Below are 17828 nucleotides of genomic sequence, written 5' to 3'. Positions count from 1 at the left end.
TTATGCAGTGGCCGCCGCTTTCTTGGCGAATGGCGCCTCAAACGCAGACAGCAACAAAATTCATGCCAGCTTAAACTTTGTCATCAAACAACAAGTGGCTGGCTTGGCTCAGGCTTTGCGCCAGTTTTAATGCAGTTTCCGAAGGGATCTGGCGAATCACATCACCACTTTCGGTGGCGATGACTTTGACCACAACCCGTCCAGTAGAATCATCAATGGAAAAATCCAGCTTGCGCTGACTCGCTTGTACAAATTCGCGAATATCAGTAACAGCCTTTTCCAGCTCATCACGCTTCGGTTCCGTTGCCACCGGCGCAATAGCCTCAACTTTGGTTCGGCTGGCCGGCTCAATGGCTGCTGGCGGGTTTTGCGGCACAACCGATGGATAAGACTGGTTCAACTTGATGCTCATATCCATGTCCAACCTCCTCATTACGGAAAAGACAAAAGGGCACGTAAACGCGCCCTTCCGTCAATTACCAAACGCTGAAATTACTGAAGCAGCTTCAGCACAGCGGATGGCAGTTGGTTAGCTTGCGACAGGATGGCAGTCGAAGCCGATTGCAGAGTTTGTTGCTTGGTCAGCTCTGCAGTTTCAGCAGCGAAGTCCACGTCCTGCACGGTCGAACGAGCAGCGGTGGAGTTCTTCTGGATGTTCTGCAGGTTGTCGGCTGTGGTGGTCAGACGGTTTTGGGTAGCACCCAGACCCGAGCGAACGCCGTCGATGGTGCCGATAGCCTTGTCGATAACTGCCAGAGCGTTTTGCGCGTTGGTAGCGTCGGTGACGTCGGTGTCGGAAATAGCGGTTTTGGTCGACGACACAGTTGCAGCACCGAACAGTTGAGTAACACCGTCCGCAGCACCAGCACCCAGGGAGTAACCTTTGGCGGAATCCAGAGAGATCTGACCGGTTACAACCATTGTGTCGAGGATTGGAGTAGAGGTACCGGCATAGGCACCAGCACCATCTTTAACATCAACACCAATTGCGGCCTGTGCACCAGCATCGGTACCCGAGAACACCAGGTTTTCGCCCGAGTCGGACTTCACTTCCAGAGTGCCGTTGACTTCGTCATAGTTGACGCTGATGCCCAGCTTGGCGGAGTTGGACTTCAACTGATCGGCCAGGCTGGCGGTGTCTGTCACGCCGACAAACTTGACGGCGCTACCGTTGCCCACAGCCAGGGAGAAGTTTGCCGGAGTGGTTGCTGCTGCAGCAGCGACAGAGAATTTAACCTCAGTGCTCGCAGTGGCAGTCAGGCCACCCACTGCACCGTTCAACTGGGCAGCGATGTCTTTGGCAGAGGCGCCAGCAAGGTAAGAAACACTTTTGGTCTGGCCGTTACCAGTAACGGTGATGTCACCGGCAGCAAGACCCAAAGCAGCTGGAGTTACCGCAGAGCTCTTGATTTGCTGCGAACCAATCTTGTTGGCCGCTACGTTTTCCAGGCTGATGTTGATGGTTTCGTTGGCGTTCGCACCAACTTGAATAGCCTTGGTACCGTACGAACCGTCCAGCAGTTTCTGGCCGCCGAAAGTAGTGGTTTGCGAAATACGGGTCAGTTCCGAAGTCAGAGCCTGGTATTCGTCGTTGTTCGACTTACGGTCGTCGGCGCTCAGGGAGCCGGTAGCCGAGGACAGGGCCAGGGTACGCATTTTCTGCAGGATGTCGGTCGAAGCCTGCATTGCGCCTTCAGCGGTTTGAGCGATGGAGATACCGTCGTTCACGTTCTTGACAGCTTGGCCCAGACCGTTGATTTGGCTGGTCAGGCGGTTAGCGATTTGCAGGCCGGCAGCGTCGTCTTTAGCGCTGTTGATACGCAGGCCGGAAGACAGGCGCTGCATGGAGGTAGCCAGGGCGCCGCCAGCTTTGTTCAGGTTGCCCTGGGTAGTGATCGACGCAATGTTGGTGTTTACGGTTAAAGCCATGACGAAATCCTCGTTGGATGGATACTGCGGCTTCCGGCCCTGGCAACCGCCTGGTGTGGCCTAGAGAACCTACGTAATAGTTATCGTCGTGAAGAGGCTTTGCTTGAGCGGTTTTTTCGAATTTTTTAGTGGCAGCTTGCCAGCCCCTTTATTTTCAAGGCTTTAGAGCCAGAAAGTCGGCGTCATAAAAACGCAAAACGCCCGGAAGTCTAAATTTCCGGGCGTTGTTTTTTTGTAGCGTCGAGTCAGTCAATCAACCGCGATAAAGAATCGCCGAACCCCACGAGAGGCCCACGCCAAAGCCGCTGATGGCAACTCGGGTCCACTTGGAGTCGAAAACATGATTCTGCAGCAGCAGTGGAATACTCGAGGAGACCGTATTGCCGGTCTCGAGCATATCCTTGACAAACTTCTCCGGCTCACCTTCTTCGAAGCGGCGCGCTACAGCATCAACGATGGCCGCACTGCCCTGGTGAATGCAGAAGGCATCGATATCGGCTGCCTGCAAATTGGACTCGTCCAGCAGCTCATGCAAATGCGCAGGGACTTTCAACAGCGCAAAGTTGAACACCTGGCGACCGTTCATGAAGAACACACCGTCGCTGACCTTCAGGTGCGGTGCGCCGGAACCGTCGGTGCCGAACTTCGATTTGCCCAACTGCCAGACAGCATTCTCGCCCATCCAGGTGGCGGTAGCGGCATCGCCGAACAGCATGGTGGTATTGCGGTCTTCCGGATCGACAATCTTGGAATAAGGGTCAGCGGTGATCAGCAGGCCGTTTTTCAGCCCTGCCGCTTCCATGAAGCCTTTGATCGCATAGATGCCATAGACATAACCGGAACAGCCCAGAGAAATATCGAACGCGGCGACATGGGTCGGCAAGCCCAGCTTGTCCTGAACGATCGCGGCGGTGTGCGGCAAGCCTTCCTCATCACCATTCTGGGTGACGACGATCAAGCAATCGATGGACTCGCGCTTGAGTTCGGGGCTGGCGGCGAACAGCGCATTGGCTGCTTCGACACACAGGTCGGAAGTTTCCTGATCGGCATCCATGCGCGGCAAAAACGCAGAACCGATCTTGCCAAGAATAAAGGTTTCGTCCTTGTCGAACTTTGCACCCTGGGCGTAATTATCAATCCCGGCTGCCGGCACGTAACTCGCTATATTTTTTATGCCAATCATTATGGCTTCCCAATAATAAACAGCTGAACATCGCCGCTCGCTGAATCGAGGGCGTCTACAGTCGGGGCCCACCCCACAGAGGAGGCATTGTCGGGGCTCAAACAGCCCGCCACCGTCACCGCCCGCAGACAGGATACAGTGAAGATGCCCGTTTTGACCGACGGGTCACTCATAGATCGCTGCTTTATTTGAATTAATGGTCGGGATCGCGCCCGCCCTGTGCCGTATACGCCTGAAAAAAAAACAAAAAAAAGCCAGCCCCCGATAACAGGGGCTGGCTCCAGACGGCCAAGACCGACTTAAAGCTTGTTGAACAGGCTCAACTGGGAAACCTTGGCGAATGCCAATTGCGCGGCCTGCAGCATGGTTTGCTGCATGGTCAGCCGGGTCAGCACTTCCGCAGGGTCGGTATCTTTGATGGAAGACTGTGAAGACGCATTGATCAGGCCTGTACTCTGAATCTGATCACTCTGCATATCCATCACATTACCCCGAGCACCGATTGCACCGCGCGTCAGGTCAACCTGGTTTTTGGCATTGCTCAGGTTGGCAATTGAAGACGCAATCACGCTGTCCAGATTGCGCTGTGCCGCTGGATTACCTGAAGTCGGTATCTCAAGTGCCTGCCGAAGCTGACTGACGGTATCAAGTACGTTCTGTGTCTGGTGCGTGTTGACTGCGATATCGAATTGATCGCCTGCTGCCGGGGTAGCTGGGGGGGTGCCTCCGGTGAGGGTAAAGCTGACACCGGCAGCTGTCGCCACGCCAGCGACCACTGCCCCCGAAGTTACCGGTGTGCTGCTACTGGTCAACGGGCGGGAGTACAACTCAAAGGTCCCTGGTCCCGTGAACTTCAGGACCGCTCCGCCTTCAGGGAAAAAGCTCTTGTAATCGGCAGCGTTGGTCACTGAAGCCTGGCCAATCTGTACCGTTGAAGTGTTACCCGGAGCACGCGTGCTGGCGAAACTGTCTGGCTTTGCCGCCAACTGGAAACTATGACCGGCGATGACCGCATCCGCATTTGCAGCGTTGTCACTTGCCTGGAACGAGATATCCAGCGCAAAGGACACTCCGCGGAAATTGATGTCGGAACCATCCTTGTTATTCGGATCGAAACTCCCGCCACCACTCGCCTCGGCAGTTACATCGTTACCGGCGGCATCGGTAATTACAAACTGTGTACTGCTGGTGAATGAAAGTGTGTATGGCTGACCGTTGCGGAAGTTGGCATCGAACGCAGGGCCGGAACTTACCAGCCCCTGAGTCAAGGCCACGCGCCCGTCATCTACGGCCGGCGCGGTCATGGTGGTCGAACTGCGAGCGGCGTTGACCGCCTGCTGGAAAACGTCCCAACCAGTGTCGTTAAGGCCCAGTGACATCGAGTCACCGATTTTCAGCTCTAGTTGAGTCTGATCACCTTGATAACTGTAGGTACCGTCACTGTTGCGCAGAAAGGGCTGTGTGTTGCTGCTGGCACCGGAAAAGATGTATCTACCGTTAGCATCTTTGCTGTTCATCAAGTTCAGCAACTGTTCTTCGGCCTGACCGACTTCCTCACCAATGGATCTGCGATCATCGTCATTCAACGACGCACCGCCGGCACGCACCGCCAACTCGCTGACCTTTTGCAGCACGGTGTTGATACTGTCCAGCACACTTTCTTCCTGCGCCTGAGCGGTGTTCAGTGCATTGATGTTAGTGGTGTACTGACCCAGCATGGCTTTTTGCTGCTCAAGTTGCAGCAAACGGGCCGCACCAACAGGGTCATCCGACGCGGTCTCAAGCTTGACGCCGCTACTGGCCTGCTCCGCACTCTTCATCACGTTATTGAGATTGCGGGAATAGTTGGCCGCCGACGTGGCGTAATACTGCGCAGTAGAAATTCGCATGTTCTACGGCTCCTTAAAGGGCATTGATCAGAGTGCTGAAAATTTCCTGCGCAGTCTTGATGATCTGCGAAGAGGCCGTGTAGTACTGCTGGAACTTGGTCAGGTTGCCAGCCTCCTCATCGAGATCGACACCGGACACAGAGTCACGCGCATTTCGCGCCCCGGTCAAAATGGTGTCAGTGGCGGTGCCATCCAGTTGAGCTTGCTTGGCCTGGGAACCGACCGTCGAGACCAGGCCACCATACGCATCAGTAAAACTCACGCCCGGACTGGTGGCAGTCGCACCAACCGTCGCCTTGGTTTGCAGCCCGAGCAAGGCCTGGGCATTGCGGTTGTCGGTACTGTCAGCAGCGGTCATGGCGATGTTGAAGCTGTCCCCCGAAGCCGGGCTGCCGCTGACGGTCATCCCCACATTGAAGGTTTTGGCGTTGCCGCCGGCATCGGTGTAAGGCACTGCGATATTCAGGTCGTTGTTCTGGCCAGGCACGATGTTGCCGGTGCCGATGCTATTGCCCTTGGCGTCGAATACTTGATAGGCCGTGGCACTGGTCATCAGCATGCGAACCGGCATTGCAGTCTTGACTGCGGCCTGCACTTCCAGGCGCTGCACCGGATCATAGATGTCCAGGGAGGTGGTCAGGCTCGGCTGGCTGACAGCGCCAGTACCGGCATTGCCCGAGGCCTTGGTCGACGTCAGAGGAGCAGCGGTCGCCAGGGTCTTGGCGTCGGTCATGACCGTGGTCATGTCTGCGGCACCGCTACGGGTCGGCGTAACCTTGAAGGAGTCACCGACGGCCACCGAACCGCTGTTCAGGCTCAGGCTGAAACCATCGATCACCGGGTCAGCGGCAGGCGGCGTGGCGAACGCGAAGTTGCCCATGTCGGTGTTATCCGACAGTCGACGCACGTTGTAGCCCGACGCCGTGACCGTGACCTGATAATCACTGGCTTGCAACTTGCTGGCATCTTTGATGGTGACATTCAGATTGCCGGACGCTGGATTGTTGTTGGCATTGGCAATGCTGCGCTGGCTGATGGCCGTCGCGCTATTGATGGTGTTGAACAGTGCGGCACCGAAGTTACCGTTCTGATCCAGCCCCTGCCCCAGCTGTTTGTTGACCTGATCGGCCACAACCATGGCGATACGCCCCAGGTTGTTGACCGCGGGCGTCAGCACTTCTGTTCGATAGCGCAGCAATCCGCCCATCTGACCGCCGCTCAACACACCCGTGATATCGATCGACGAACTACCACGATCCATGATGACCGTTGAACGAGTCGGATCGGCCGGGTCCGCCGTCACACGCAGTTTATTGACCGTGTCGCCGACAACCAGCGGTTGGCCGCTGCCCAGATAGATATCCAGTCGGCCTTCGGTTTGGGTGACCTGTGTACCGACCAGTTCGTTGAGCTGACGGATGCTTTCGTTACGCTGGTCCAGCAGTTCGTTGGGCGTCCCCCCCGAACTACTGACTTCACCAATTTTCTTGTTGTAGGCCGCGACGGTCGACGCCAGTTTGTTGACCTGTTCGGCCATCGAGCCCAGTTGATCGTTGATGTACGAACCCTGCTGCTTCAACTGCTGGGACATGGCATTGAAGCGACTGCTCAGGCCCTGGGCATTGGTCAACAAGGCCTGACGAGAAGCGTTGTCGTTGGAGTTGCCGGACAGCGTTTGCAGCGACGAAAAGAACGACTGCAGTGTCTTGGTAATACCGGTGCCGCTGTCGGACAGCAGCTTGTCCACTTGCGTGGCCTGCCCCAGATAAGCCTGCGCGTCACCATTGAGCGAAGTCGTGGTCTGCAATTGCGCATCAAGGTAGCTGTTATAGACCCGACGCACATCCGCCAGGGTCGTACCGGTGCCGATGAACACATTGCCATTCTGAATAGAGCCTTTGCTGCCCTGAACAGTTTGCTGACGCGAATAGCCGACGGTATCGACGTTGGAAATGTTATTACCGGTAGTCACCAAGGAAGCGTGACTGGCGGACAAACCCGACATCCCGATATTGAGCAAACTCATGGTTCAGACCTTAATCCTTGTGCCTATAAAGGCGTGGTGGAAACGCCCGCCGCAGCGTAGTTCTGGTAACTCGTCATCTGCTTGGCTATCTGCGAAATCTTGCTTGCGTAGTCCGGGTCGGTTGCGTAACCGGCCTTCTGCAACTCGCGTACAAATTGTTCTGGGTTATCGGCCGACTTCACGACATCTTGATAGCGATTATTGGTCTGCAGCAAAGTCACAAGGTCATGGAAACTGTCCTTGTAGGAGTCGTAGGAACGGAACTCGGCCGTCTCCTTGACCATCTGCCCGTTGCGGAATTCGCTGGTGATCGCCCGCGCCGAACTACCCTGCCAGCTGTTGCCGGCCTTGATGCCGAACAGGTTGTGGCTGCTGCTACCGTCCTGGGCACGCATGACCGACTTGCCCCAGCCGGTTTCCAGGGCTGCCTGGGCTACCAGATAACGTGGATCGACACCGATCCGGGCAGCGGCCTCCTTGGCCATCGGCAACATGGTGTTGACGAACTGGTCGGCGGAACTGAAGGCTTTCTTCGGTGGTGCCAGAGGAATCTGCGCCATGGCGCGACCGTAAATCTGCATGCCGCCAGCGGAAGCCTGCTGCGCGTTCGCCAGCCAGTCGCCGTTGTACAGCGGCCCCGTACCGTTGCTCGTGGTGTGCTCCGGCAACGCGGTCTTGTCGAGCCTCGTGGTGGCAGCGGTCGTCGCCGAAGGCACCAGCCCCGCCAACAGCCGGTCAGCCAGCTTCGGCGGCAACGCCAGGCGTCGCTGATTGATCAGCGCCATGTCATTGCGATGGGTACCCTCGCCCGCCTCTTGCGACGTATGGACCGATCGCGAAGCCCACAACGGACGCTGGCCATTGACCCGCGACAGAGGGCCATTGATTGCCACCGTGCCCGCCGCCACCGGCGTTTGCACGGCAGCTTTCGCGGCCTCTTGCTTGGCCAGCGACGCTGCGGCGGCTTCACCCGGGGCCATTGGCTTGTTCTTCGACATCTGGCGCATCAACACGTCCGCCAGGCCAATACCGCCACCTTCGCGGGACATGGAAACAGCCAGTTGCTGGTCGTACATTTCCTGGTACTGCTTGGCCGCCGGCGTGTTCATCGGATTGTCCTGGCCCAATGCTTCGGTGGCCGAGCGCATCGACTTGAGCATTTCCCCGAGGAACAGCGACTCGAACTCCTGCGCCACCTTGCGCATGTTGCCGTCGCTGTTCTTGTCGCCGACCTTGAGCTGATTCAGACGATTCAAATCCGAATAGGAGCCCGAATCGCTGCTGCTGACCAGACCGCTCTTGCGCATATCCACGATGGCCGTCCTCAGATCACGATCAGGTCGGCTTGCAGCGCGCCGGCCTGTTTCAGCGCTTCGAGGATCGCCATCAAGTCACCCGGTGCCGCGCCGACCTGGTTCACCGCCCGCACGATCTCGTCGAGGGTGGTGCCCGGGCCGAACTTGAACATCGGCTTGGCTTCCTGCTGGGCATTGACCTTCGAACGTGGCACGACCGCCGTGGTGCCATTGGACAGAGGGCCGGGCTGGCTGACGATCGGGTCTTCGGTGATGGTCACGGTCAAGCTGCCGTGAGTGACGGCCGCCGGGGAAACCTTGACGTTCTGGCCGATCACGATGGTGCCGGTACGGGAGTTGATGATGACTTTCGCCACCGCCTGGCCTGGATCGATTTCGAGGTTTTCCAGGATCGACAGGTAGTCGACCCGCTGGCTCGGATCGAGCGGCGCGGTGACGCGAACCGAACCACCGTCGATGGCCTGGGCCACGCCAGGGCCCAGCATGTCGTTGATCTTGTCGACGATACGCTTGGCGGTGGTGAAGTCGGAGCGATTGAGGTTCAGCGTCAGGCTGTTGCCCTGGTTGAAACCGCTCGGCACCGCGCGCTCTACCGATGCACCACCGGGGATGCGACCGGCTGACGGAACGTTGACGGTAATCTTCGAGCCGTCGCGACCTTCCGCATCGAAACCGCCGACCACCAGGTTGCCCTGGGCCACCGCGTAGACGTTGCCGTCGATACCTTTGAGTGGCGTCAGCAGCAAGGTGCCGCCGCGCAAGCTCTTGGAGTTACCGATGGACGAAACGGTGATGTCGACCTGTTGACCCGGCTTGGCGAACGCCGGCAAATCGGCACTGATCGACACCGCCGCGACGTTCTTCAGCTGCACGTTGCCCGAGCCCGGCGGCACCTTGATGCCGAACTGCGAGAGCATATTGTTGAAGGTCTGCAGAGTGAACGGGGTTTGCGTCGTCTGGTCGCCGGTGCCGTTGAGCCCGACCACCAGGCCATAACCGATCAACTGGTTGGAACGCACGCCGGAAATGCTGGCGATATCCTTCAGGCGTTCGGCCTGCGCGTTGAACGCGGCGGACAGCATCAAGGCGGCCACCATGAGGTGTTTAAGATTCAAACTGACCACCTAGAAAGGGAACAGCGGGCTGAGGAAGAAACGGTCGAACCAGCCTGGCTGACTCGCATCGGCAAACGAACCGGTGCCCGAGTAGGTGATGCGCGCATCGGCCACACGGGTCGACGACACGGTGTTGTCGGTGGCGATGTCATCGGCGCGAACCAGGCCGGCAATCCGTACCAGCTCGTCGCCGGTATTGAGGGTCATCCACTTCTCGCCGCGCACCGCGATGATGCCGTTGGGCAACACATCGGCGACGGTCACGGTGATCGAGCCGGTCAGTGTGTTGCCTTGGGCCGCCTTACTGTCGCCCTTGGTGGCGCGGTCGCCTTCGTAGCTGGCGCTCAGGCTCAGGTCGCCATCACCGAACGGGTTGTTGGTGGTGGCACTGCCGCCGAACAGCGAGGTCAGGCCGATGCCGGTCTTGCTGTTCTTGGCCACCTGCGAGTTGGCGTTTTTACTCGCCTGGGTCCTTTCGTTCAGGGTGATGGTGATGATGTCACCGATCCGGAACGCCTTGCGGTCGCTATAGAGGTTCTGTTCGAAACCGGCCTGATAGATCGAGCCGTTGTTCGCGGCCGCCGGCAACGGCGTACGCGGCAACACCGGAGCGTAGTAAGGGTCATTGGGCTTGGGCGTCGAAGGCACGCAACCTGCGAGCGCGACGATCCCACTCAGTGCCAGAACAGATACATAGCGATTCATGACCCTACCTCACGGTGTTGCAGGCAGCCTCATGGCCGCCACATAGACTTGATTACAGATTCTGCGTTACGAACGAGAGCATCTGGTCGGCGGTGGAGATCACCTTGGAGTTCATCTCGTAGGCGCGCTGGGTGGTGATCATGTTGACCATCTCCTCAACGGTGCTGACGTTGGACGTTTCCAGGGTGTTCTGCAGCATGGTGCCGAAACCGTTCAGGCCCGGGGTGCCGACTTGCGGCGCGCCACTGGCGGCGGTTTCCAGGAACAGGTTGTTGCCCACTGCCTGCAGGCCGGCCGGATTGATGAAGTCGGCGGTTTGCAGGTTGCCGATCACCTGGGCAGCCGGGTTGCCGGCAACGGTGATGGACACGGTGCCGTCGCGGCCGACCGTGAAGGTCTGTGCGTCGTTCGGAATGACAACCGCCGGCTCCAGGGCAAAGCCACTGGCGTTGACGATCTGGCCGTTGGAGTCCAGGTGGAAAGTACCGTCACGGGTGTAGGAGGTGGTGCCGTCCGGTTGCAGGATCTGGAAGAAACCACGACCGTCGATGGCCATGTCCAGCGGCTGCTCGGTGGTTTGCAAGCTGCCGGCGGTGAAGTTTTTCTGGGTGCCGACGATGCGCACACCGGTACCCAGTTGCAGACCCGACGGCAGTTCGCTGTCCTGGGTCGACTGGGCGCCTGGCTGACGCTTGATCTGGTAGAGCAGGTCCTGGAACTCGGCGCGGTCACGTTTGAAACCCGTGGTCGACACGTTGGCCAGGTTGTTGGAAATGGTGGTCAGGTTGGTGTCCTGGGCGGACAGACCTGTTTTGGCAACCCATAGAGCCGGAAGCATTCGATTCTCCTCGTGCGCCTGTTTTACGGCGCGACGTTCTGGTAATTAGCTGATCTGCAAGACCCGAGCCATGGCCTGGTCATCGTCTTTGGCGGTGTTCATCATCTTGATGTGCAGCTCGAACTGCTTGGACAAGGCCAGCACCGAGGTCATCTCTTCCACGGCATTGACGTTGCTCGACTCGAGAAACCCCGACACCAGCTTGACGTCGGCATCAGCTTGCGCAGGCGCGCCGTCCTTGGTGTGGATCGAACCGTCCAGGCCCTTGGTCATGTTCTTGAGGTCCGGATTGACCAGCTTGATGCGGTCGACTTCAGCCATCACCCGGGGACCTTCGCCCATCGCGCGGATGCTGATGGTGCCGTCCTCGCCGACTTCGATCTGCTGCTCCGGCGGCACGGCAATCGGCCCGCCATTGCCCATGACCGGCATGCCGTTGCCGGCGCGCAGCACGCCCAGGGCATCAACATTCAGGCTGCCGGTGCGCACGTAGCTTTCACCGCCATCGGGATTCTGTACGGCAATCCAGCCGCTGCCTTGCACGGCAACGTCGAGGTCGCGGCCGGTTTCCACCAGCGAGCCCGGGGAGAAATCGGTGGCCGGGCGTTCGGACATGGCAAACGCACGCGCCGGAAAGCTGTCACCGAACACCGGCATCGAACGGGCCTGCTCCAGGTCTTTCTGGAAGCCATTGGTGGAGATGTTCGCGAGGTTGTTGGCATGAGCCTTTTGCGCCAGAGCATTCTGGCTGGCGCCGGTCATTGCCACATAAAGGTACTTGTCCACAATTGTTCCTCTGCCTGCCGGACGTTTGCCGCCCACTGCTGTGTTGCGCAGGTTGTAGCAATTTGCAGACCAACTTGCGCGCGCAGGCTCAAACCCCTTTTAAACAGGGGGTTCGAGGCTAATCAGAAGGGAATCGAACAATGTATCGAAGACGAAAAACCGGCGCGGATATGCCGTTTGGCGGCAACACCGTGAAAAGCCGGCTACCAGCCTTTCACGCCGCTCATGTCGGGCAGTTTGTGGGCAATGCCTTTATGGCAGTCAATACAGGTCGCCTGGCCACTGGCCAATGATGTGGAGTGCATGCTGGCAGCGCGTTTGCCCTGGCGTGTGAAGTCCATGAACTCGAAGTTATGGCAGTTGCGGCACTCCCGGGAATCGTTTGCCTTGAGCCGTGCCCACTCGTGTTCGGCCAGCTCCCGACGCATGTCCAGAAACTTGTCCCGGGTACTGATAGTGCCGAACAACTTGCCCCAGACCTCCTTGGAAGCCTGCATCTTGCGGGCGATTTTGTGCGTCCACTCGTGGGGTACGTGACAGTCGGGGCATGTGGCGCGCACGCCCGAGCGGTTGGTGTAGTGAATGGTTTCCTGCAACTCGACATAAACGTTGTCGCGCATTTCATGGCAGGACGTGCAGAACTTCTCGGTGTTGGTCGCTTCCAGCGCGGTGTTGAACCCGCCCCAGAAAATCACCCCGGCGATAAACCCGCCGAGGGTCAGGAAGCCCAGGCTGTAATGCACGCTGGGCCGACGCAGCACACCCCAATAATCCTTGAGCAAGGCAAGCAAAGATTTCATGGCCTCTCCTCAAGGTTTCGGCTGGCGGTTGATTTCGTCTTGCAAGACCTGGTCGATGTTCTTGAAGCTGTTGCTCACCAGTGGCTTCACATCCTTTTGCGGCACGTGACACTGGTTGCAGAAATATCGGCGCGGCGACACCGCCGCCAATGCCTGGCCGTCACGGTCCATGTAGTGAGTGATGCTGATCATCGGCGCCTGGGTACGCGCACTGTTGGCGCGACTGTGACAGGACAGGCACTTGTTGCTGTTCTTGTCGATGGCATAGCCGCGAATGCTGTGGGGAATAGTGGGCGGTTGCTCGGGGTAATTGCGCTCACGCTTGAGGTCCTTGTTCTCGTCTTCCGCGATGGGCGGTGCCGGCAGCTCCTGGGTCAGGGTCCCGCCGACTCGCCGCCCGTCCGGCGCTGGCGCATCCAGTGGGTAACCAGGGTCTGCCGCAAACGCTACGGGCAACCAGACCAGCAGAGCAGCAAGCAGGGGCAGCGAACGATAATTCATGAAAGCTCTCCTTATGCCGTCTTGATCAACTCAATCCTGATCGCGCATTTCTTGTAGTCGGTCTGCTTGGAGATGGGGTCCGTCGCATCGAGCGTGACTTTGTTGATCAACCTGTTGGCATCGAAAAACGGCACGAATACCAGACCTTGGGGCGGCTTGTTGCGCCCCCGGGTTTCAATGCGCGCACGCATTTCGCCGCGCCGACTGATCAGTTTCACTTCGCTGCCACGCCGGGCATTCAAGGCCTTGGCATCGGCCGGGTGCATGTAGACCAGCGCGTCGGGGACCGCTTTATAGAGTTCTTCGACACGCTGGGTCATGGTCCCGGTGTGCCAATGCTCAAGCACCCGACCGGTACTCAACCAGAACGGGAAGTCCGCGTCCGGGGCTTCCGCAGGAGGCTCGTAGGGCAGCGCGAAGATGATCGCCTTCTTGTCGGGGTAGCCGTAGAACTGCACGCCACTGCCCTTTTCGACATAGGGGTCGTAACCCTCACGGAAGCGCCAAAGCGTTTCCTTGCCTTCGACGACAGGCCAGCGCAACCCGCGCTCGGAGTGATAACGATCAAAGGGTGCAAGGTCATGACCATGTCCACGGCCGAACTGGGCATATTCTTCGAACAGGCCTTTTTGCAGGTAGAAACCGAAATCCCGGGCTTCGTCGTTCTGATAACCCGCCGCCATTTGCTCAACCGGGAACTCATCGACCTGGCCATTCTTGAACAGCACCTCATACAGGGTCTTGCCCTTGTATTGCGGTGAACCGTCCAACAGCTCTTGCGGCCAAACCTCGTCGGTTTTAAAGCGCTTGGAAAACTCGACCAATTGCCAGAGGTCCGACTTGGCGTCACCCGGCGCCGAGACCAGTTGATGCCAGAACTGCGTACGCCGCTCCGCGTTGCCGTAAGCGCCCTCTTTCTCGACCCACATCGCCGTGGGCAAAATCAGATCGGCTGCCTGTGCCGAGACGGTGGGATACACATCCGACACCACCACGAAGTTCTCGGGGTTGCGCCACCCCGGCAGCACTTCCTGCATGATGTTAGGCCCGGCCTGCATGTTGTTGCTGGCCATCGTCCAATACACATTGAGCACGCCATCCTTGAGCATGCGACTCTGCTGCACGGCATGGAACCCGACCTTTTCCTTGATGGTGCCCGCCGGGAGCTTCCAGATTTTTTCCGCGGTGGCGCGGTGCGCCGGGTTGGTGACCACCAGGTCGGCCGGCAAGCGATGGGAGAACGTGCCCACTTCACGCGCAGTCCCGCAGGCCGAAGGCTGGCCCGTCAGCGAGAAAGGACTGTTGCCCGGCTCGCTGATCTTCCCGGTCAACAGGTGAATGTTGTAGATCAGGTTGTTGGCCCACACACCGCGGGTATGCTGGTTGAAGCCCATGGTCCAGAACGAAACCACCTTGCGCTTGGGGTCGGCATACAGTTCGGCCAATGCCTTGAGGCGCTCGGCCGGCACCCCGGTTTCCTTGGCGGTGCGTTCGAGGGTGTAGGGTTTTACGAAAGCGGCGAATTGCTCGAAGTCGATGTCGGTCCAGGTGTTCGCCTTGTCGGCATTCCTGGCTTTCATCTCCAGCGGATTATCGGCACGCAAACCGTAGCCGATGTCATCGGTGCCTTTGGCGAATTTGGTGTGCTTGCTGACGAAGTCTTTGTTGACCGAACCGCTTTCAATGATGTGGTTGGCGATGTAGTTGAGAATGAGCAAATCAGTCTGTGGCTTGAACACCATCGGAATGTCGGCCAGTTCAAAACTGCGATGTTCGAAAGTAGAGAGCACGGCCACTTTCACATTTGGCTGACTTAAACGGCGATCGGTCACCCGACTCCAAAGAATCGGATGCATTTCCGCCATGTTTGAACCCCACAGGACGAATGCATCGGTGACTTCGATATCGTCATAACAGCCCATCGGCTCATCGATACCGAAAGTGCGCATGAACCCCATGACAGCCGAGGCCATGCAATGGCGTGCATTGGGGTCGATGTTGTTCGAGCGGAACCCCGCCTTCATCAATTTGTTGGCCGCGTACCCTTCCCAGACCGTCCACTGTCCGGAACCGAACATGGCGATCGATTCCCCGCCCTTGTTCTTCAGCGCCTCCTTGTACTTCAACTCCATCACATCGAACGCCTGCTTCCAGGACACCGGCTGAAACTCGCCCTGTTTGTCATATTGCCCGTTGGTCATGCGCAACAGCGGCTGAGTCAGCCGATCAACGCCGTACATGATCTTGGATAGAAAGTATCCTTTGACGCAGTTCAATCCGCGATTGACCTCGGCTTTAACGTCACCATGGGTTGCAACAACTCTGTTGTCCTTGGTCGCCACCATGACACTGCAACCGGTACCACAAAAACGACAGGGCGCCTTGTTCCAGTCCAAGGCGACCATGTCTTCTTCGGTAACCAGGTTGCTGGCAGAGGTAAACACCGGGAGGCCCGCAGCCGCCGCAGCGATCCCCGCAGCCTGGGCTTTGACAAACTCTCGCCGCGTCATAGGCATGTGTTTTCTCCCGTTACATCGAGAATTTCGTGATAAACCAGGGCGGCGTTGAGCACACCCGGCAAGCGGTTGATCTGATCGATTCGCTGAAGGATCTGGCTTTCGTGTTCGGTTTCCAGCACAACCACCAGTTTGCCGGCGGGACTTTCCTGATGAAGCTCAACGCCCTTGAGCAAACGCAGATTGGCTTTCACCGCCTCGAACAAGGCAGGACGGGCATGTACCACCAGGCTGGCAATATGCAGCGTCTTTTCCATGACCCGTACTCCCTGCTGAATTAGAGATAGATGGCAATCAGTTAGGGGGGCCTGGCGGACCGAGGAGCATTTGCAGAAACCAGACAAAAAAACCGTAACCACCGACTATCGCCACCGATAACAGTGGAAACAGAACAATGATCAGGAAATAGAACAGGCGAGTTTCTTTGCGAACTCGCCGGGTAGAGTCATCCATTGATGGCATGGTTAGCGCTCCTGCCAAACTGTGAGAAAAGCCTAGATGGCTTGTTCGGCAACTTCCATGATTCAGATCAATGGAAGGAATTTAGCGCTTTAAACAAGAATAAAACACACTGGACAATTATTAACACTCACTAAACATTCTTATTTTAACAAGCCTCAACGCTCAAGTTTGCCTATTTCATATTCACGCAACTTGTTGGCAATCGTTGTATGAGAGACACCCAGCCGCTTGCCGAGCAATCGGCTGCTGGCATGCTCCGAATAAAGCCGCTCCAGCACTGCTTTTTCAAAGCGTCCGACAATTTCATCCAGTCCGCCTTCGAGCGAAAAGTCGCCCAATGGCTGACGCACACCATAGTCAGGCAGACGAATATGCTCAGCCTTGACCGTCCCGCCGTCACACAGGGAAACCGCCTGGAACAGCACGTTCTCCAGCTGCCGCACGTTGCCCGGCCAATGGTAGTGACTGAGCCGCTCCATTGCCGCCGGGGCGAGCTTGGGTAACGGACAACCAATCTGCCGACTGGCCTGATCGAGGAAGTGTTCCACCAGCGGCGTCAAGCCATCAAGGCATTCGCGCAACGGCGGGATGTGCAGCGACAACACGTTCAAGCGGTGATAGAGATCTTGGCGGAACTCGCCGCGAGCGCACAATTCGGACAGGTCGACCTGGGTCGCGCAGATCACTCGCACGTCGAGGTACACCTCTTCATCGCTGCCTACACGGCGGAAGCAACCGTCCTGCAAAAAGCGCAGCAATTTCACTTGCAAGCGCGGGCTCATTTCGCCGACGCCATCGAGAAACAGCGTACCGCCCGCCGTCAGCTCCAGCAGCCCGAGCTTGCCCTCGGCCCGCGCCCCTTCGAAGGCACCGGGGCCGTAACCGAACAACTCCGTCTCGGCCATGGACTCCGGAAGACCGGCGCAATTGAGCGCCATCAATGGCGACTGCCCGCGAGGACTGGCCAGATGGCAGGCCCGCGCCAACAATTCCTTGCCGGTGCCGGTTTCCCCTTCTATCAATAGCGGCGCATCCAGTGGCGCCATGCGCCGCGCCTCGCGCACCACCGCCGCCATGACTTTAGAACTCTGGAAGATGCTGTCGAAGCCACGCAATTCCTGCTTGCGCACGTTGTAGATACGCTCACCCACCCGGTCGGCGCGGTGCAGGGTCAACACCGCACCGGCCATGGCCTCGCTGTCGTCATGCTCCGACTGCAAAGGCGCAATGTCGGCCAGGAACACGTCGCCCTTGACCTTGACCCGCAGCCCGTTGATCCGCGATTTGTTGGCGCGCACCAGTTCCGGCAAATCGAAATCCTCGGCGTAGCGCGACAGGGGAATCCCCGGCACCTCGTCGACCCGCACACCCAGCAACTGCGCCGCTGCCCGGTTGGCCGCGACGATGGAGCCGCCCATGTCGATCGACAGCACCGGAAACTCCAGCGCACCGAGCAGTGCATTGAGCTCCATATGACGACGCTCGCTCGGCATCAGCCCTACACGCTTGACGCCAAAGACCCCGGCAATCGCTTCGAATTTCGGACGCAAGGCCTGGAACTGAATATTGATCAGGTTCGGGCAATGCAGGTAGATGGCGTTGCCATGCTCCCCCCCCACCTCACCGCGAGCCACGTTGATCCCGTACTCCACCAGCAAGTTGAGAATGTCGCGCAGGATGCCGATGCGGTTCTGGCAGTGGACTTTGATACGCATATAAAAGGCCTGAAAGAGCAGTGATTGAGGTTGATGCCTGACGCACA

At 58.2% G+C, this 17828-nt stretch carries 16 protein-coding genes; all 16 read right to left on the bottom strand.

Annotation, left to right across the window (positions count from 1 at the left end):
* Positions 1-70 precede the first annotated feature (70 nt).
* Entirely contained in the window at positions 71-418 is a 348-nt protein-coding gene (locus QMK54_RS07810) for a flagellar protein FlaG (protein ID WP_110659839.1), read from the bottom strand.
* A gap of 74 nt (positions 419-492) precedes the next feature.
* Positions 493-1929, bottom strand: coding sequence for a flagellin (locus QMK54_RS07805; RefSeq protein ID WP_110659838.1), 1437 nt, complete (start codon positions 1927-1929; stop codon positions 493-495).
* Positions 1930-2182: 253 nt separating this feature from the next.
* A complete protein-coding gene (locus QMK54_RS07800; RefSeq protein WP_110659837.1) occupies positions 2183-3112 on the bottom strand; it encodes a ketoacyl-ACP synthase III in 930 nt (309 codons plus the stop codon).
* Positions 3113-3411: 299 nt separating this feature from the next.
* The gene (locus tag QMK54_RS07795) at positions 3412-5001 is read right to left on the bottom strand and encodes a flagellar hook-associated protein 3 (protein ID WP_110659836.1); all 1590 of its coding nucleotides are present in this window, start codon (positions 4999-5001) and stop codon (positions 3412-3414) included.
* 13 nt (positions 5002-5014) lie between these two features.
* Entirely contained in the window at positions 5015-7027 is a 2013-nt protein-coding gene (flgK, locus tag QMK54_RS07790) for a flagellar hook-associated protein FlgK (protein WP_320402299.1), read from the bottom strand.
* Positions 7028-7050: 23 nt separating this feature from the next.
* Positions 7051-8340, bottom strand: a complete 1290-nt coding sequence (gene flgJ, locus QMK54_RS07785) for a flagellar assembly peptidoglycan hydrolase FlgJ (RefSeq protein ID WP_320402298.1) — start codon at positions 8338-8340, stop codon at positions 7051-7053.
* Positions 8341-8351: 11 nt separating this feature from the next.
* Complete coding sequence (locus tag QMK54_RS07780) at positions 8352-9440, bottom strand: flagellar basal body P-ring protein FlgI (protein WP_110661583.1); 1089 nt, start codon at positions 9438-9440, stop codon at positions 8352-8354.
* A 27-nt stretch (positions 9441-9467) separates the two neighbouring features.
* Positions 9468-10163, bottom strand: coding sequence for a flagellar basal body L-ring protein FlgH (gene flgH / locus QMK54_RS07775; protein WP_110661585.1), 696 nt, complete (start codon positions 10161-10163; stop codon positions 9468-9470).
* 52 nt (positions 10164-10215) lie between these two features.
* Positions 10216-11001 (bottom strand): flagellar basal-body rod protein FlgG, encoded by a 786-nt coding sequence (gene flgG / locus QMK54_RS07770; protein WP_110661587.1) that lies wholly within the window; start codon positions 10999-11001, stop codon positions 10216-10218.
* A 45-nt stretch (positions 11002-11046) separates the two neighbouring features.
* A complete protein-coding gene (locus tag QMK54_RS07765; RefSeq protein WP_110661589.1) occupies positions 11047-11787 on the bottom strand; it encodes a flagellar basal body rod protein FlgF in 741 nt (246 codons plus the stop codon).
* Between the two features lie 203 nt (positions 11788-11990).
* Complete coding sequence (locus QMK54_RS07760; protein WP_223591251.1) at positions 11991-12587, bottom strand: cytochrome c3 family protein; 597 nt, start codon at positions 12585-12587, stop codon at positions 11991-11993.
* Between the two features lie 9 nt (positions 12588-12596).
* Positions 12597-13088 (bottom strand): nitrate reductase cytochrome c-type subunit, encoded by a 492-nt coding sequence (locus QMK54_RS07755; RefSeq protein ID WP_320402297.1) that lies wholly within the window; start codon positions 13086-13088, stop codon positions 12597-12599.
* An 11-nt stretch (positions 13089-13099) separates the two neighbouring features.
* Positions 13100-15604: a nitrate reductase catalytic subunit NapA gene (napA, locus tag QMK54_RS07750; protein WP_223591255.1), complete on the bottom strand. Its 2505-nt coding sequence runs from the start codon at positions 15602-15604 to the stop codon at positions 13100-13102.
* Complete coding sequence (locus QMK54_RS07745) at positions 15595-15861, bottom strand: chaperone NapD (protein WP_223591257.1); 267 nt, start codon at positions 15859-15861, stop codon at positions 15595-15597. Before QMK54_RS07745 ends, napA begins: the two co-directional genes overlap by 10 nt.
* Before the next feature lie 37 nt (positions 15862-15898).
* Positions 15899-16066 carry a periplasmic nitrate reductase, NapE protein gene (locus tag QMK54_RS07740; RefSeq protein ID WP_095945465.1) on the bottom strand — a complete coding sequence of 56 codons (168 nt, stop codon included), beginning with the start codon at positions 16064-16066 and terminating at the stop codon, positions 15899-15901.
* A gap of 155 nt (positions 16067-16221) precedes the next feature.
* Complete coding sequence (locus QMK54_RS07735; RefSeq protein WP_095945466.1) at positions 16222-17781, bottom strand: sigma-54-dependent transcriptional regulator; 1560 nt, start codon at positions 17779-17781, stop codon at positions 16222-16224.
* Positions 17782-17828: the final 47 nt, after the last annotated feature.

Origin of the sequence: Pseudomonas sp. P5_109 (assembly GCF_034009455.1) — a bacterium.
In the GTDB taxonomy this organism is placed as follows: domain Bacteria; phylum Pseudomonadota; class Gammaproteobacteria; order Pseudomonadales; family Pseudomonadaceae; genus Aquipseudomonas.
This window is presented reverse-complemented; position numbering and strand designations above follow the sequence as displayed.

Bases quoted from the DNA above. Each gene is read 5' to 3' on its own strand.
- QMK54_RS07760 (WP_223591251.1), bottom strand. From the start codon at position 12,587: ATGAAATCTTTGCTTGCCTTGCTCAAGGATTATTGGGGTGTGCTGCGT.
- QMK54_RS07735 (WP_095945466.1), bottom strand. From the start codon at position 17,781: ATGCGTATCAAAGTCCACTGCCAGAACCGCATCGGCATCCTGCGCGAC.
- QMK54_RS07810 (WP_110659839.1), bottom strand. From the start codon at position 418: ATGGATATGAGCATCAAGTTGAACCAGTCTTATCCATCGGTTGTGCCG.
- QMK54_RS07795 (WP_110659836.1), bottom strand. From the start codon at position 5,001: ATGCGAATTTCTACTGCGCAGTATTACGCCACGTCGGCGGCCAACTAT.
- QMK54_RS07740 (WP_095945465.1), bottom strand. From the start codon at position 16,066: ATGCCATCAATGGATGACTCTACCCGGCGAGTTCGCAAAGAAACTCGC.
- QMK54_RS07780 (WP_110661583.1), bottom strand. From the start codon at position 9,440: ATGGTGGCCGCCTTGATGCTGTCCGCCGCGTTCAACGCGCAGGCCGAA.
- QMK54_RS07755 (WP_320402297.1), bottom strand. From the start codon at position 13,088: ATGAATTATCGTTCGCTGCCCCTGCTTGCTGCTCTGCTGGTCTGGTTG.
- flgK (WP_320402299.1), bottom strand. From the start codon at position 7,027: ATGAGTTTGCTCAATATCGGGATGTCGGGTTTGTCCGCCAGTCACGCT.
- QMK54_RS07800 (WP_110659837.1), bottom strand. From the start codon at position 3,112: ATGATTGGCATAAAAAATATAGCGAGTTACGTGCCGGCAGCCGGGATT.
- flgH (WP_110661585.1), bottom strand. From the start codon at position 10,163: ATGAATCGCTATGTATCTGTTCTGGCACTGAGTGGGATCGTCGCGCTC.
- QMK54_RS07805 (WP_110659838.1), bottom strand. From the start codon at position 1,929: ATGGCTTTAACCGTAAACACCAACATTGCGTCGATCACTACCCAGGGC.
- flgG (WP_110661587.1), bottom strand. From the start codon at position 11,001: ATGCTTCCGGCTCTATGGGTTGCCAAAACAGGTCTGTCCGCCCAGGAC.
- napA (WP_223591255.1), bottom strand. From the start codon at position 15,604: ATGCCTATGACGCGGCGAGAGTTTGTCAAAGCCCAGGCTGCGGGGATC.
- QMK54_RS07745 (WP_223591257.1), bottom strand. From the start codon at position 15,861: ATGGAAAAGACGCTGCATATTGCCAGCCTGGTGGTACATGCCCGTCCT.